The organism is Mesorhizobium sp. GW821-FHT04C10 (genome assembly GCF_059420305.1).
The window spans coordinates 314970-330446 of the sequence record NZ_JBWKTL010000001.1; the positions used below are offsets into that span (position 1 = coordinate 314970).

General features: G+C 64.4%; 12 protein-coding genes. 8 read left to right on the forward strand and 4 right to left on the reverse strand.

Annotated elements, in window-relative coordinates:
* Window positions 1-154 precede the first annotated feature (154 nt).
* Entirely contained in the window at window positions 155-1369 is a 1215-nt protein-coding gene (locus AC07UC_RS01425; RefSeq protein WP_494903593.1) for a glycosyltransferase family 4 protein, read from the forward strand.
* Window positions 1366-2940, forward strand: coding sequence for a glycosyltransferase (locus AC07UC_RS01430; protein ID WP_494903595.1), 1575 nt, complete (start codon window positions 1366-1368; stop codon window positions 2938-2940). Before AC07UC_RS01425 ends, AC07UC_RS01430 begins: the two co-directional genes overlap by 4 nt.
* On the opposite strand, the gene AC07UC_RS01435 is transcribed toward AC07UC_RS01430, so the two are convergent.
* The 3 genes from AC07UC_RS01435 to AC07UC_RS01445 all read right to left on the reverse strand — a co-directional run bounded on the left by AC07UC_RS01435 (window position 2923) and on the right by AC07UC_RS01445 (window position 6094).
* Entirely contained in the window at window positions 2923-3921 is a 999-nt protein-coding gene (locus tag AC07UC_RS01435; protein WP_494903596.1) for a hypothetical protein, read from the reverse strand. The genes AC07UC_RS01430 and AC07UC_RS01435 overlap by 18 nt on opposite strands.
* Before the next feature lie 103 nt (window positions 3922-4024).
* A complete protein-coding gene (locus AC07UC_RS01440; protein ID WP_494903598.1) occupies window positions 4025-4600 on the reverse strand; it encodes a DUF1349 domain-containing protein in 576 nt (191 codons plus the stop codon).
* 54 nt (window positions 4601-4654) lie between these two features.
* On the reverse strand, window positions 4655-6094 hold the full coding sequence (locus AC07UC_RS01445; protein ID WP_140770068.1) for an aldehyde dehydrogenase family protein: 1440 nt from the start codon (window positions 6092-6094) through the stop codon (window positions 4655-4657).
* Between the two features lie 273 nt (window positions 6095-6367).
* On the opposite strand from AC07UC_RS01445, the gene AC07UC_RS01450 reads away from it, so the two are divergent.
* The 6 genes from AC07UC_RS01450 to AC07UC_RS01475 all read left to right on the forward strand — a co-directional run bounded on the left by AC07UC_RS01450 (window position 6368) and on the right by AC07UC_RS01475 (window position 14923).
* Window positions 6368-7027 (forward strand): TetR/AcrR family transcriptional regulator, encoded by a 660-nt coding sequence (locus AC07UC_RS01450; protein ID WP_494903600.1) that lies wholly within the window; start codon window positions 6368-6370, stop codon window positions 7025-7027.
* 402 nt (window positions 7028-7429) lie between these two features.
* On the forward strand, window positions 7430-9841 hold the full coding sequence (locus AC07UC_RS01455; RefSeq protein ID WP_494903602.1) for a GcvT family protein: 2412 nt from the start codon (window positions 7430-7432) through the stop codon (window positions 9839-9841).
* A gap of 82 nt (window positions 9842-9923) precedes the next feature.
* Window positions 9924-11177 carry a sarcosine oxidase subunit beta gene (locus AC07UC_RS01460; RefSeq protein WP_494903604.1) on the forward strand — a complete coding sequence of 418 codons (1254 nt, stop codon included), beginning with the start codon at window positions 9924-9926 and terminating at the stop codon, window positions 11175-11177.
* Window positions 11178-11248: 71 nt separating this feature from the next.
* The gene (locus tag AC07UC_RS01465; RefSeq protein WP_494903606.1) at window positions 11249-11515 is read left to right on the forward strand and encodes a sarcosine oxidase subunit delta; all 267 of its coding nucleotides are present in this window, start codon (window positions 11249-11251) and stop codon (window positions 11513-11515) included.
* Complete coding sequence (locus AC07UC_RS01470) at window positions 11512-14397, forward strand: sarcosine oxidase subunit alpha family protein (protein ID WP_494903608.1); 2886 nt, start codon at window positions 11512-11514, stop codon at window positions 14395-14397. The genes AC07UC_RS01465 and AC07UC_RS01470 overlap by 4 nt, the downstream gene beginning before the upstream one ends.
* Window positions 14390-14923 (forward strand): hypothetical protein, encoded by a 534-nt coding sequence (locus tag AC07UC_RS01475; RefSeq protein ID WP_494903610.1) that lies wholly within the window; start codon window positions 14390-14392, stop codon window positions 14921-14923. Before AC07UC_RS01470 ends, AC07UC_RS01475 begins: the two co-directional genes overlap by 8 nt.
* Before the next feature lie 5 nt (window positions 14924-14928).
* Here the strand turns inward: AC07UC_RS01475 and AC07UC_RS01480 are convergent, their stop codons facing one another.
* Window positions 14929-15414, reverse strand: coding sequence for a hypothetical protein (locus AC07UC_RS01480; protein WP_140770084.1), 486 nt, complete (start codon window positions 15412-15414; stop codon window positions 14929-14931).
* Between the last annotated feature and the right edge of the window lie 63 nt (window positions 15415-15477).

Below are 15477 nucleotides of genomic sequence, written 5' to 3' on the forward strand. Positions count from 1 at the left end.
GAGGGCTCGGGGCTGAAGTATTCAGAAATATACAGTGCTTGACGAAAGCCTTGTTCAGCTAAACAAGGTGGCATCGATGCTTGTGATCACGGAATCGTTATGAATGCCATCTGAATTGGGGCCTCTGCCTGGAATAACGCCCCAGGCGTCCGCCTTGAACGCGCGACCGGCTGTCGGCTCGCCCGAGCGGACGGCCCGGAAGCGTACGTTGATCGTGTCGCACGACCCGAGCTTCCCGCCGGCTTCGGGTTCGGATCTGAGAAACTACCGCAACGCTGAAGCGGCCGCCGGGTTCGGCCCGGTCTGCCTGGTTTCGGTGCAACCAAAGACAGAAGGGAACGTGCCTGATCCATTGATCCGCGTAGAGGCCCTGTCGGCCGAGGGAGAGCCCCGCACGGCCTCGATCGGTTGGTGGCGCTCAAGGGCGGAGAATCGCATACCGCGTTCCGCCCTGACGCGGCTTGAGACGCTGATCGGTGAATTCCGCCCGGACACTATCGTCATCGAGAGCATCAGCCTGTTCAAGCTGATGCGGCCCCTCAGACCGCTGGCGGAGCAGCTCATTCTCGACATGCACAATGTCGAATCCGACCTGGCCGGACAGATCAGGCATCTCAGCGCCAAGCGAACCGCGGCTGCATTCGGCGTCAGGTTCCTCGAGAGGAAGGCACTATCGCTTGTCGACAGGGTATGGGTCTGCTCGAACCTGGATCGCCAGAAGCTGATGACGCTTTCCCGGCACAAGATCCCGATCGACGTCGTTCCGAACGGAATTCCGCAAGCCGGCAATGGTCCCGGGCGCCTGCCTGCCGAGCCGTCAACCGGCAACGGCTTTCCGGTGATCGTGTTCATCGGCCATCTCGCCTATCCGCCAAACGTCGATGCCGCGCAGCGGTTGGCCAGTGTCATATTGCCCCGTATCCGAAACGCCCTGCCGGATGCCAGGCTCGTCCTGGGTGGACGCACCCCAAGACCGGAGGTGCGGGCACTGGCCGGATTGCCTGGTGTGGAGCTCATCGAAGATCCCGCGGATGTCGCGCCACTGTTGTCCAGCGCGCATCTCACCATCGTCCCGCTGACGGCGGGCGGCGGCACACGCATCAAGATCCTGGAAGCAATGGCCGCGGGCGTGCCGGTGGTCGCCACGCCGATCGCGGCCGAAGGCCTGGACCTGGTCGAAAATGAGGAGGTGCTGCTGTCTCACTCCGACGAAACGCTTGCCGAGACGGCCATCGAACTTTGTCTCGACCCCGAACGCAGGGCGCGGCAACGCCTTCGCGCGTATCAGGCGGTATGGGCAAGGTTCGGCCCACAAGCGATCCGCGACGCCGTTCGCAACGGGCTTGGACTAAACGGTGCGACCGTATGATCCCGCCCATCCTGCACCAGACATGGAAGACCGACAGCGTTCCCGCACGCTTCCAGGCGTATGCCGAGAGCTGGAAACGGCACAATCCACACTGGACGGTGATGTTCTGGAGCGACCGGATGCTGCTCGAATTCGTGGCCGAGCACTACCCTGATTTCCTGCCAATGTTCTGCAGCTACACGAACGGCGTGCAGCGCTCGGATGCGGCGCGCTACATGCTGCTGCATCATTTTGGCGGGGTCTATGCCGACATAGACTGCGAATGCGTCGCGGCCTTCGATCCGATCATGGACGAGACCCGTGTCGTGCTGTGCAAGGAGCCGGCTTCGCATGCGGCCGTCCAGGCGGATTTCCGGGGCCTGCCCTACCTCTTGTTCAACGGGACGATGGCGAGCCCGCCCCGTCATCCGTTCTGGATGCATCTTCTGTCGATGATGCCCGGGCTCGCCGGCGCCAAGGACATACTCGACGCGACCGGTCCTTGCCTCTTGACCTCCGCCCAGCGCAGCTACAGCGATCAGGCGGCCTTCGCCATCCATCCCTCCGGCCTGTTCGCGCCGGTGACGTCGGTCGGGAGCACCGAGCGCGAGGCCGGCGACGATACGGCGCCGCTTTCGATCCATCACTGGGCCGGCACATGGTGGACCCCGGAGCCGCCGCCGAAATGGACAACCAAGCTTCGCAACCGGGCCTATCGGCTTTGGTACCTCCTGACGCGCGGTGCGTATCTGGATGAGGCCGTGGCAAAAGCGAGCGTCGACAAGGCTGTCCTCTCGGCACCGCCGCCCCTGGGCGGCAATATTGCCGTTCTGGTGCCGCTTCGCGATGCCGCCGACCTTATCCAACCTTTTCTCGATGCGCTGGACGGGCTCGACTACCCCAAGGACAGGATCAAGCTTGTCTTCTGCGAAGGCGACAGCCTGGACGGGAGTTGGGAGCGGCTACAGGCCGCGACAGCGGGACTGGCCGGCAAATATCGCGACGTCGTGCTGCTGCAGCGACAGGTCGGCACCAAGCTCGACAGGACAAAGCGGGCAAAGCCTCGGATGCAACGCGTCAGGCGCGGCGCGATCGCCAAGGTGCGGAATTACCTGATCGATCACGGGCTGAAGGAAGACGACGACTGGGCGTTGTGGATCGATATCGACGTCTGGCGCTTTCCCGGCGATGCGCTGAACCAGTTGATCGCCACCGGGCATCGCATCGCGGTGCCCAACTGCGTGAAGATCGCCAATGGCGGCAGCTTCGACCTGAACAGCTTCATCATCAGGCGGCAGATCAAGGATTATCGCTACTACCGCGAGATACGCGGCGGCCTTCACCAGCCTTCGGCGCAGACACCAAGTCGATATCATCTCAGTGATGTCAGGCATCTCGACATCATCGACCTGGACGCGGTCGGCGGAACGATGCTGCTGGTCGATGCCGCCTTGCATCGCGGCGGCCTTCGCTTCCCTGAAATTCCCTACCGCGACCTGATCGAGACCGAAGCTTTTGGCGTGCTCGCCAACGATCTCGGCATCAGGCCGGTCGGCCTGCCGAAGCTGGAGATACTACACGTCCCCTGGTGAAGCGTCGGCCTGCCGAAGCGCCTGCCTGAGCGGCTCCAGACAGGTTTGCGGGCGCAAGCGCTCCCAGACATAGTTCGGGTCCGTCAGATGGGCGACTTCGTCGATCCAGCGTTGCGGCGCTTCTGGATCCCTGACCTCGTGCCAATCCTCGACAATGATGACAGGCAGGCCTTCGTAGAGAGGGTCCATCGGCGATGTCTTGGTCACCACGATGCAGCCGAGATAAAGCAGTTCCCATGTCCGGTGGCAGTCCAGACCGTTTCCCGTGGTCGAGAGCACGAGCGGGTATTGCGCATACAGTTCCCAGATCGCGCGCTGCGACACACGTTTCCCGAGGAAATCGACATGTGGGCATCCGTCCAGGGCATCAAGCACTTCTCGACGCTGGCTGGAGCCCCTGCTGATGCTGAAATCGCAGAACACCCTGGGTGGGCGGCGATCCGCATCCCCCTGCCGGCGGCGCAGGGCTTGCAACTGCCGCACCATTCCGGTGGGCGTGGCAAGGGAACGTGGCGTATGGAGGTCCAGCCCGATCGGGAACGGCTTGATCCTGGGATGATCGCTGTCGCAGTTCTGGCTGTACCAGGACACCAGATAGGGGTTGGCGAGAAGCCGCTCGACGGTATCTCTTGCCAGGTCCGATGGCACCGAGGCATCGCCGTCGGTGGTCAGCAGGATGAAGGGCGCCTTGATGGTCGGCAGGGCCACCCGGGCGAACGTGTCGAGATCGCAGGTTCGCGAAACCCTGGCCAAGCTGCTCAGCCGAACCCAGACGATGCCGTGCGCGCCGCTATAGTGGTTGCGGAAAAAGGCCTCGCCCTGGGTCGATTCGGTCAGTGCGCGGCGATACCAGTCGGGCCCGGCAAAATCGCAGAAATGCCCGATCCCCTGCGACCACAGTACGGGAGGAACGCTGAATAATCTCAGCGCCTTGGAATACACAGCTTTTTTGCGTTTTGCCCACCAACGCTTCACGCCCATCGGCAACGCTTAGCCCAGACGCGGTAGCGGCCGCAATGTCCTGCCGGTCTGTGCCCACAGGCCATGCGAGCGCCCGCGGTTCAACCCTTGGATACACCAATAGTCAGATGTGCAATTCCCGCGAAATCGGCGGGCCGACCGAAAATCCGGAGAATGTGACTTCGAAACCCTCGCGCTGTGGCGAGCAGCACATCATGCCGACATCGACCGTCTTCGAGATCGGGAAATAGGCGAGCCGCACCGGCTTCCAGTGACCGTCCGAAGCATCGAGATACTGGACGCGGATCGCCTCGCCATGGCGGGTCAGGCGGATGCTGACGCCATTGGGACCGGCATGAATGGCCACCAGCGACCAGTCCGATGTGTCGTTGGTGACCACGACGGAGAAATAGGCGAGGCCGTCGGTGTATTCGATGCCGGCCTTGATCCAGTGCGTTTCGCTCAGCCGGACCATCAGCCCGGCCTGGTCATAGAGCACCTTGTAGTCGCCATTGACGGTGACTTCGGCGGTGAAATCGCCCTCGACTTGCCGATGCAGGAAGTGGCCGTTGTCGCGCCAGAAGCCGTAGAAGGTCTCGCGCCAGAAATCGGTCTCCTTGCCGGTGCGCACGCGCACCGCATCACCGTCAATGGCGTGATGCGGCGGCGGGTTCAGCCAGGTCAGGTCCTGCAATGTCATTGCCTCATGCCGGTTCCATGCGAAGGCTCGCCGGCCCGACAGGCCGGCGCCTCATCAGCCCGCGAATGTATAGGCGGTCTTCACCGTGGTGTAGAACTCCATGGCATAGCGGCCCTGTTCGCGCGGGCCGTAGCTCGAGCCCTTGCGGCCGCCGAAGGGGACATGGAAATCGACACCCGCCGTCGGCAGGTTGACCATGACCATGCCGGCTTCCGAATTGCGCTTGAAGTGGGTGGCGTGCTTGAGGCTCGAGGTGCAGATGCCCGACGTCAGCCCGAAGGGCGTGTCGTTGGCGACGGCAAGCGCCTCGTCGTAGTCCTTGACGCGGATGACGCTGGCAACCGGCCCGAAAATCTCCTCGCGCGAACTGCGCATGGCATTGGTGGCCTCGGTCAGCAGCGCGGGGCTCAGATAGAAACCCGGCGTCTTGCGGTCGAGCCGCTCGCCGCCGAAGGCGAGCGTGGCGCCTTCCCTGACACCGATGGCGATATAGTCCTCGTCCTGCTTCAGCTGCGTGGCATCTACGACCGGGCCGATCTGGGTCTGCGCATCGAGCGCATCGCCGATCACCAGCTTGCCCATCCGCTCCTTCAGCGCATCGACGAAACGGTCATGGATACCTTCGGTCACGATAAGCCTCGACGAGGCCGTGCAGCGCTGGCCGGTCGAGAAGAAGGCGCCGTTGAGCGCGCAATCGACGGCGACCGCAAGATCGGCATCGTCAAGCACGACCAGCGGGTTCTTGCCGCCCATTTCGAGCTGGAACTTGCGCATGTGTTCCACGCTCGCGGCGGCGACGCGCTTGCCCGTGCCGACCGAGCCGGTGAAGGTGATGGCATTGACGTCGGGGCTGTCGAGCATGGCCTGGCCGACCACCGAACCCTTGCCCATGACGAGGTTGAGCACGCCCTTGGGCAGGCCGGCGCGATGCAGGATGTCGACGATCGACCAGGCGCTCTCGGGAACGAGTTCCGCCGGCTTGAAGACGATGGTGTTGCCGTGGGCCAGCGCCGGCGCGATCTTCCAGGCCGGAATGGCGATGGGGAAATTCCATGGCGTGATGATGCCGACGACGCCGACCGCTTCACGCGTGATCTCGACACCGACGCCCGGCCGCACGCTCGGAACCATCTCTCCGGTCAGGCGCAATGTTTCGCCGGCAAAGAAATCGAAGATCTGCGCGGCGCGGATGGTTTCGCCGATGCCTTCGGCCAGCGTCTTGCCCTCCTCGCGGGCCAGGTTGCGGCCGATTTCGTCCTTGCGCGCCATGATCTCGTCGGACGCCTTCTTCAGCACCGCGTGGCGCGCCAACGGGCCGGAGCGGGACCATGCCGGGAACGCAGCCTTGGCCGCGGCGATAGCCTGCTTGGCCTGTTCCACGCCGGCCGAGGCGTATTCGCCGACGACGTCGCCGGTGTCCGAGGGGTTGATGTTGCGGGACCCGGCGTCGCCGACCCATTCGCCATCGATGAGGTTTTTTCGAAACTGAGCCATGTCCTGGTCTTTCCTGCTGGTTGGCCGCGCGGCGGCATCTGTCCGAACTGGTATTTGCCAGACAATTGTGTTGCGGGAAAGCACGCACTGGCCGAGCCGCCGCGACAAAAACCCCGGGCCTGTCCTGGCTTTGACGGGACGGCAGGGGCCGGCACCATGAACCTGCAATCCGGCTGACATCGGCAAGATGTCATCGCGGCTTAAACGAATTGCCCTGTACATAGGTGTCCACGACCTTGATTTGCCTGATCCGGCATGTCATGCGTCGTGCTGATGGCAGCAATCGAAACGACGATCCAGCGCGCCGGCGCCACCGGCAACGTCAAGGCCACTCGTGAAGACTGGCTGAAGCTGGCGCTTGAAACACTGATCTCCGACGGTGTCGAACGCGTCCGCGTGCTGACGCTGGGCCAGCAGCTCGACGTCTCGCGCTCCAGCTTCTACTGGTATTTCAAGAGCCGGCAGGATCTGCTCGATCAATTGCTAGGCTACTGGCGGCAGACCAACACGAGGTTCATCGTCGAACGCGCCTCGCGGCCCTCGGCGACCGTCATTCGTGGGGTGATGAGCATTTTTGAATGCTGGGTGGATGAAAAGCTGTTCGACCCCCGGCTGGACTTCGCGATCAGGGCCTGGGCCCGCCGCTCTCCCGCAATCCGGCGCGCGCTCGACGAGGCCGACGAAGAGCGTGTCAATGCCATACGCGACATGTTCAAGCGCCATGGCTACGAGGAAGAAGACGCATTCGTGCGGGCCCGTGTCCTCTATTTCATGCAAATCGGCTATTACTCGCTCGAGCTCAACGAACCGATGAGCACCCGCCTCACCCACGTCGCCTCCTATCTGCGCAGCTTCACCGGCCAGGAGCCGCCGGCGGAAGATGTCGAGGACTTCGCGCGCTATGTCGAGAAGACGCTTTCCGGCAAACGGTAGGCGCGCAACCATCGGCCGCCTCGGCCTGACGATCCTGCCCGACGCCACACGAGGTTGGCCGAAGCCTCCCCAACTTCGTCATCCCCGGACGAAGCAGGAGCGAAGCTCCGTCGCGGAGACCCTGGGATCCATTCCGTGACCTTAACCGTGGAGTGCAGCAGAGCAGAATTCTGCACCGTTGCAACGCTCAGGAGTCCCTGCATGGATCCCTTGGGCTGCGGAGCAGCTCCAGGGGTCTGCGCTGCGTCGCTTCGCTCCAGGATGACGAAGCGATAAATGTTCGCCTCTCTGGACATGGCGAGAGGTCTCAGAATGATGGTGCGATCCGTTGTTTGCAACACACTGGACACATATGTACAATGCCGGTAGGGTGCGCCGCCATACCAGGTGGAGTGCAGCAGGATGAAATCCCAATACAGGGCGATCGTTATTGGCGGCGGCGTGGTTGGAGCCTCGGTGCTCTATCACCTGGCGAAGTTCGGCTGGAGTGATGTCGCACTGATCGAACGCGAGGTGCTGACAGCCGGGTCGAGCTGGCACGCGGCCGGCGGCTTCCACGCGCTGAACGCCGACCCCAACATCGCCGCGCTGCAGGCCTACACGATCGATCTGCTGTCGGAGGTCGAAAAGGAATCGGGCCAGAACATCGGCATGCACATGACCGGCGGCATTTCGGTTGCCTCGGCACCGGAGCGCTGGGAATGGCTGAAAGCCTCCTACCGCATCTTCCAGACCATGGGCATAGACGATGTCCATCTGGTCGGCGTCGACGAAATCAAGCAACGCTGCCCGATCCTCAATACCGACGGCATGCTGGGTGGCCTTTATGCGGCACGCGAAGGCCATATCGACCCCTCGGGCGTCGTCCACGCCTATGCCAAGGCGGCAAGGAAGCGCGGCGCCGACATCATCGAGCACAACCGCGTTCTGGAGCTCAATCGTCGCGCCGACGGCAGCTGGGACGTGGTCACCGAGAAAGGCACTCTCATTGCCGAGCACGTCGTCAACGCCGGCGGATTGTGGGCCAAGCAGGTCGGCCGGATGGCCGGCATCGACCTGCCGGTTTCGCCAATGGAGCATCACTATCTCGTCACCGAAGCGCTGCCCGAGATCCAGGCGCTCGACCGGGAATTGCCGCTGATCGTCGACCTCGAGGGCTTCACCTATATGCGCCAGGAGCAGAAGGGGCTGCTGCTCGGCATCTACGAGATCAACCACAAGCACTGGAACATGGACGGCGCACCCTGGGATTACGGCATCGAGCTGATCCAGGAGGATACCGACCGCATCGCCAACGAGCTGGCGCTCGGCTTCAGCCGCTATCCCTGCCTGGAGACGGCCGGCATCAAGCGCTGGGTGAACGGCGCCTTCACCTTCTCGCCGGACGGTAATCCGCTGGTCGGCCCGGTGCGCGGCGTTCCCAACTACTGGGTGGCCTGCGGTGTCATGGCCGGCTTCCTGCAAGGCGGCGGCGTCGGCAAGTCGCTGGCCGAGTGGATGATCCATGGCGAGCCGGAAGCCGATGTCTACGGCATGGACATCGCCCGCTACGGCGATTTCGCCTCCAACCGCGAATACATCAAGCAGACGACCGGGCAGTTCTATTCGCGCCGCTTCGTCATGAGCTATCCCAACGAGCAATTGCCTGCGGGACGACCGCTGAAGACAGCAGGCGCGCATGACGCCATGGATGCGGCCGGCGCGCGCTGGGGCAATTCCTGGGGCATGGAAGTGCCGCTCTATTTCGCGCCGCAAGGTTTCGTCGAAACACCGACGCTGAAGCGCTCCAATGCCTTCGACATCGTCGCCCGGGAATGCCGCAAGGTACGCGAAGGCGTTGGCCTGCTCGATATCTCCGCCTTCTCGCGCTACGAGATCACCGGACCGCAAGCGGAAGCCTGGCTCGACCGGTTGCTGGCCTGCGCCCTTCCCAAGCCGGGCCGCGCGAAACTGGCGCCGATGCTGGGCGAAAACGGCAAGCTCAAGGGCGACCTGACCGTTTTCAACTGGGGTGACGGCAGCTGGTGGATCATGGGGTCCTACTATCTGCGCCAATGGCACATGCGCTGGTTCGAACAGCATCTCGGCGAGGGCGTTGCCGTACGCGACATTTCGGACGCGGTCGTCGGCTTTTCGCTCGCCGGCCCCAATGCCCGCCGTCTGCTCGAACGGCTGACGCACCAGGATGTCTCGCACCAGGCCTTCGGTTTCCTCACCTGCAAGACGCTGGATGTCGGCCTGGTTCGAGCCAAGGTCGGGCGGCTCTCGGTCATCGGCGAACTCGGCTACGAAATCCATTGCCAGGCCAATGAGCATGCGGGGCTGCGCCGAGCGCTGCTTGCGGCAGGCAGCGATCTCGGCGTCACAGAATACGGCTTCGGCGCGGTCAATTCGCTGCGGCTTGAAAAGAGTTTTGGCATCTGGTCGCGTGAGTTCACGCAGGATTACACACCGGCCGAGACCGGCATGGACCGCTGGATCGCTTTCGACAAGGGCGACTTCATCGGCCGCGAAGCGGCGCTGAAAGAGCGGAAGGCCGGCGCCAGGCGCACGCTGGTGACGATCGAGATCGATGCCGCGGATGCCGACGCCAGCGGCTACGAACCGGTCTGGAGCGGAGGCAAGCTTGCCGGCTTCGTCACTTCCGGCGGCTATGGCCATACGGTCGGCAAGAGCCTCGCCATGGCGCTTGTCGATGGCGATGTCACCGATGTCGATACTGAGTTGACAACCCATATCGTCGGCGTCGAAAGAGGTGCGCGCGTCATCGCTTCGTCGCCTTACGATCCACTGGGCAAGGCGATGCGGGCATGACCGATCGAACCGGTGCCGTCCATGCTGAAGACCATGCCATGATCCACGCCCGCTCCCTGAAATCAGGCCTGTCCGGCACGCCATGACCAGACGCTATTCCGCTCTGTCGCTGTTCAAGGAAGGCCTGGCCGGCCAGACCGGCTGGAAGCAGGCCTGGCGCTCACCCGAGCCGAAACCGTCCTATGACGCGATCGTCATCGGCGGCGGCGGCCATGGGCTGGCGACGGCCTATTACCTGGCCAAGAATCACGGCATCGCCCGGGTGGCCGCGTTGGAAAAAGGCTGGATCGGCGGCGGCAACACCGGCCGCAACACCACGGTGGTGCGCTCCAACTACTATTATCCGGAAAGCGTCGAGCTCTACGGACTGGCGCACCGGCTCTATGAAGGCCTGTCGAAGGACCTGAACTACAACGTCATGCTGTCGCAGCGCGGCATGGTCAATCTCTGCCACTCGACCGCCGAAATGGAGATCGGCGCCCGCACCGTCAACGCCATGCAGATCAACGGCATCGATGCGGAGCTGTTTTCACCGGAGGATGTGCGCCGCGTGGCGCCGATCTACAATTTTTCCCCAGATGCGCGCTTTCCCGTGTTCGGCGGCATCTGGCAAGGCCGCGCCGGCACGGCCCGTCACGACGCCGTCGCCTGGGGTTATGCCCGGGCGGCGAGCCGGCTCGGCGTCGATATCATCCAGAATTGCGAGATCACCGATTTCATCGTCGAGGGCGGCCGCTGCCGCGGCGTCCAGACGACGCGCGGCGCGATCCGAGCCGAGCGCACCGGCATGGCGGTGGCCGGCCATTCCTCGGTGCTGGCGGCCAAGGCCGGCTTCCGGCTTCCGATCAATTCCTACGCCCTGCAGGCCTGCGTTTCCGAACCGGTGAAGCCTATCCTCGACACGGTGGTGCTGTCGCCCGGCTGCGGCGTCTATGTCAGCCAGTCGGACAAGGGCGAGATCGTCATTGGCGGCGGGCTCGACCGCATCCCCTCCTATGCGCAGCGCGGCAATTTGCCGACGCTGGAAGCCGTCATTGCCGGACTGTTGGAGATGTTCCCGATCTTCGGCCAGTTGAAGCTGATGCGGCAATGGGCCGGCATTGTCGACGTCGTGCCGGACTCTTCGCCGATCATCGGTCCCTCGCCGCTGCCCAATCTGTTCCTCAATTGCGGCTGGGGCACGGGCGGCTTCAAGGCCATTCCCGCCGGCGGCACGCTGCTGGCGAACCTGCTGGCCACGGGCAAGCACAACGACGTCAGCCGTCCCTTCGATCTCGACCGCTTCGCCAGCGGGCGGCTGATCGACGAAGCGGCCGGCTCCGGCATCGCGCACTAATGCATGTCGCCCAAAAGTGTGCAGCGGTTTGGGGCAACGACATGCATAACGACTAAAGACCAGAGGCAATCATGCAGCTCTTCCCTTGCCCGTTCTGCGGCCCGCGCGACGAGACCGAGTTCCACTATGGCGGCGATGCCGGCAATGCCAGGCCCGACGGCGCCGACGTGCCGATCGACCGCTGGGCCGGATATCTCTATCTGCGCGGCAACCCGAAAGGCGCGGCGCGCGAGATTTGGGTGCACATGAATTGCGGCGAGTTCTTCGTCATGGAACGTGACACCGTAACGCACAAGGTGCTGTCCTCGACCGCCCTTGGCGGGGAGCACGCGGCGTGACCGCCTCGCGCCTCGCCACCGGCGGCAGCGCCATCGACCGCTCGCGCCCGATCCGATTCAGCTTCGATGGCGCAACCGTGGACGGCTTTGCCGGCGACACCATCGCCTCGGCGCTGCTGGCCGGCGATGTCGCGGTCGTTGGCCGCAGCTTCAAATATCACCGGCCGCGCGGCATCTGGGGCGCCGGCGTCGAGGAGCCAAACGCGCTGGTCGATGTCGGCGGCCCGCAGGCAACGCCGAACACGCGCGCCACGACCGAGCCGGCACGCGACGGGCTGGTGGCGAAAAGCGTCAACGCGACGCCCAGCGCGCTGGCCGACCGCAACGCCTTCCTCGACCGCTTCTCGCGCTTCATTCCGGCGGCGTTTTACTACAAGACCTTCATGTGGCCGGACTGGCACATGTTCGAGCCGCGCATCCGCGCCATGGCCGGACTGGGCAAGGCCGACACCGACTGGACATCGCCGGGGATGGCTGACCAGATCAACCATCATTGCGACGTGCTGGTTGTCGGCGCGGGACCAGCCGGATTGGCGGCGGCCAGGCTGGCGGCAGGCGCCGGCCTCTCCGTCACGCTGGTCGACGACCAGCAGAGGCCAGGTGGATCCCTTGGCCACCGCGCCGGCGAGATCGACGGCAAGCCAGCTTCCGTGTGGGTCGAGGAGACGGTTGCGGAACTTGGTACGGGCGGTCACCTGGTCCTGACAGCGACCACCGCCTTCGGCATTTACGACCACAATCTGGTCGGGCTGAACCAGCGTCATTTCGATGGCCGGCGCGACACGCTATGGCGGGTCCGGCCGCGCCAGATCGTGCTGGCGACCGGCGCCATCGAACGGCCGCTGCCCTTTGCCAACAATGACCTTCCGGGCATCCTGTCGGCGGACGCGGCACTTGCCTATCTCAGGCGCCATGCGGTGCTGGTTGGGCGGCACATCGTCGCCGCCACCAACAATGACAGTGCTTACGAGGTCGCTGGTGCGCTGGCCGAGGCCGGCGCCGAAGTCACGCTCGTCGACATCAGGCGTGACGGCATGCCCGACGCACCGCCCAAGGTACGGTTGGTCAAAGGGAGGGCGCTTGCTTCCGCCAGGGGCAAACTGCGGGTCGAGGGCGTAACACTGGATGACGGCACCAGGCTCGATGCCGATTGCGTGCTGGTCTCGGGCGGTTGGACGCCGACCATTCATCTCTTCGGCCAGGCCAAGGGCAAGCTGACCTGGAGCGACGCACGCGCCGCCTTCCTGCCAGGCGATCCGGTCGACGGCATTTCGGCCGTCGGCGCCGCGGCTGGCGCGGTCTCCTTGTCGGAGGTGTTCGCCGGCTCGGAGAAAGCTGTTGGCTTGCTCGGCCAGACAAAGGCAGCCGTGCCGCGCAGCACGGGACCGGAAGCAACGGGCGGCGTAGCGGCGGCCTGGCCGGTGCCCGGTTCGAAAGGGCGCATCTGGATCGACTACCAGAACGACGTGACGGTAAAGGACGTCGAACTGGCGGCGCGCGAAAACTTCGTCTCGGTCGAGCACCTGAAGCGCTACACCACGCTCGGCATGGCAACCGACCAGGGCAAGACCTCCAACCTGCCCGGCCTGGCGCTGATGGCCGGCATCACCGGCCGCACGGTGCCGGAAGTCGGCACCACCACCTACCGTCCGCCCTTCACGCCGGTGCCGCTGGCAAGCTTTGCCGGCGCGCGCGTCGGCGAGCTGATGGCACCGGTGCGCAGGCTGCCGCTGGAGAGCGTGCACCGCGCCGGCGGCGCCGTCTTCCAGGAATATGGCGGCTGGCTGCGGCCGGCCCATTATGGCGGTCGCGGCGCTGACGCGGATCGCGCCATCCAGGGCGAGGCGTTGCGCGCGCGCCAGTCGGTCGCGCTGTTCGACGGTTCGACGCTGGGCAAGATCGAGGTGATCGGCCCGAAGGCGGCCGAGTTCGTCGATTTCCTCTACTATAACACCATGTCGACGCTGAAGCCGGGCCGCTGCCGCTACGGCTTCATGCTGTCGGAGAACGGCGTGGTCTTCGATGACGGCGTGCTGGTTCGGCTGGACGAGCATCGCTTCGTCGTGTCGTGTTCATCCTCGCATGTCGCTGCCGTGCATGCGCGGCTGGAAGAATGGCGCCAGGACCGATTTGGCCGCGACGCGGTCTATATCCACAACGCCACATCGGACATGGCGACGCTGACCGTTTCGGGGCCGAACGCCCGCAAGCTGCTCCAGACACTCGATCTCGGCCTCTCGCTCGACGAGGCCGACCTGCCGCATATGGCGATCGGCCATGGCAGCTATGACGGTGACGAGGTCCGCGTCGCCCGCGTCAGCTTCACCGGCGACAGGAGCTATGAGATTTCGATCCGAGCCGATCGCGCCGAGCCGCTATGGGCGCATCTGCGCCAGGCCGGCCAGGCGTTCGACGCCGTTATCATCGGCCTCGAGGCGCTGATGATCCTGCGCGCCGAGAAAGGTTTTATCGTCATCGGCAAGGATACCGACGGCACCACGCTGCCGCACGACCTCGGCAGCGAAGCGCCCCGCACCAAACGACAGACCGAATATGTCGGCCGCCGTTCGCTGTTCACCGAGGAGGCCTCGCGCGGCAACCGCCTGCAGCTTGTCGGACTGACAGTGCCGTCTGGCGAAGCGCCGCTCCCAACTGGCGCTCACGGCATCAAGCGGAACGACGGCAGACTGCACAGCCAGGGCTTCGTCACCTCGAGCTACCAGAGCCCGACGCTTGGCCGGCCTGTCGCGCTTGGCCTGATCGAGCGCGGCGCGGCCCGCCACGGTGAGACGATCGAAATCCAGCATCTCGGCAAGGTTCGGACGGCGACGATTGCCGCCCCTTGTGCCTTCGACCCGGCGGGAGAGCGGCTCCATGCGTGATCTGGCGGAAAAATGGTCGGTTGCACCTGACTGGCGGAACGCCACGATCGAGGTGCCGGGGCTCAGGATAGGTGCGGTAGCCGGGCTGCACCAACGTCTGGTTAGCGGCGACCTTGCGGCATGGGCCGAGGCATCCGGCTTCGATGGAACGGCCGTCGGTGCGTTCGGCCTGGCCGAGGGCGCACGCTATTCGGTTCGTCTGGCACGCGACCGATTGCTTGCCGTGTCGGCCACGCCCATCGGCATGGCCACGGGGTGGTTCAGCCAAGGGTTCGCGGTGACGGAGATCAGCGCCGGGCTAAAGGTGTTCGAGGCAGAGGGTGCGGCGCTTGACGCTTTCATCGCCCGTGGAACGACGCTCGATCCCGGACAGTCAAGCGCCAGTGCGGCACTGTCCTTCGCCGGCATCAGCGCCATCGTCTATCGCCATGAAAGCAAGCTGCGCATCCATGTCGACCGCGGTCTCGCGGCCTATCTCTGGACGTGGGTGACGCAGGCTGCGGGCCACATCGCGGCCGGCAAATAGCCAGGTCAGAGCGTGAACGACCAGAACAGGCAGGCCAGCGTCGCGGCGGCGAAGATCACGAAGAACAGGCTGCGCAACAGCACGTTGCGGCGCAGTTCGTTCATGACGAAGTGGCAACCGACGACCGCCACGGCAAACAGGAAGCGCCAGTTCAGCAACGCCATGAGAGCGTTGCCCTGACCGAAAGCCCATCGGGCGAGCAGGCCGCCGACGATGGTGGCGAACAGCACGATCACCGTCCAGAAGATCGCGTCTGCGGCATGGGTCAGCACGATGCTGGCCGCCCTGATCGGCAGGATCATCATCAACAGCGCGCTGAAGAAAAAGACGGCAGCCAGCGGAATGAAGGTTCCAGCATCGGCAATGCCGTCGAGGCGCCTGACGCCGATCGCGCCATAGGGATAGCCATGCCGCGCCACCGCCAGGCTCAACGCCATCAGCAAGGCGGTCAGCACCGCGACGAGTGCGAAGGTCGTGAGGGCTTTGCTCATGGTGTTCCCGTCCCGGACGAATCAGACAGGAACTTTGTAGCGGGCGGTCGTAAATGGCACGTA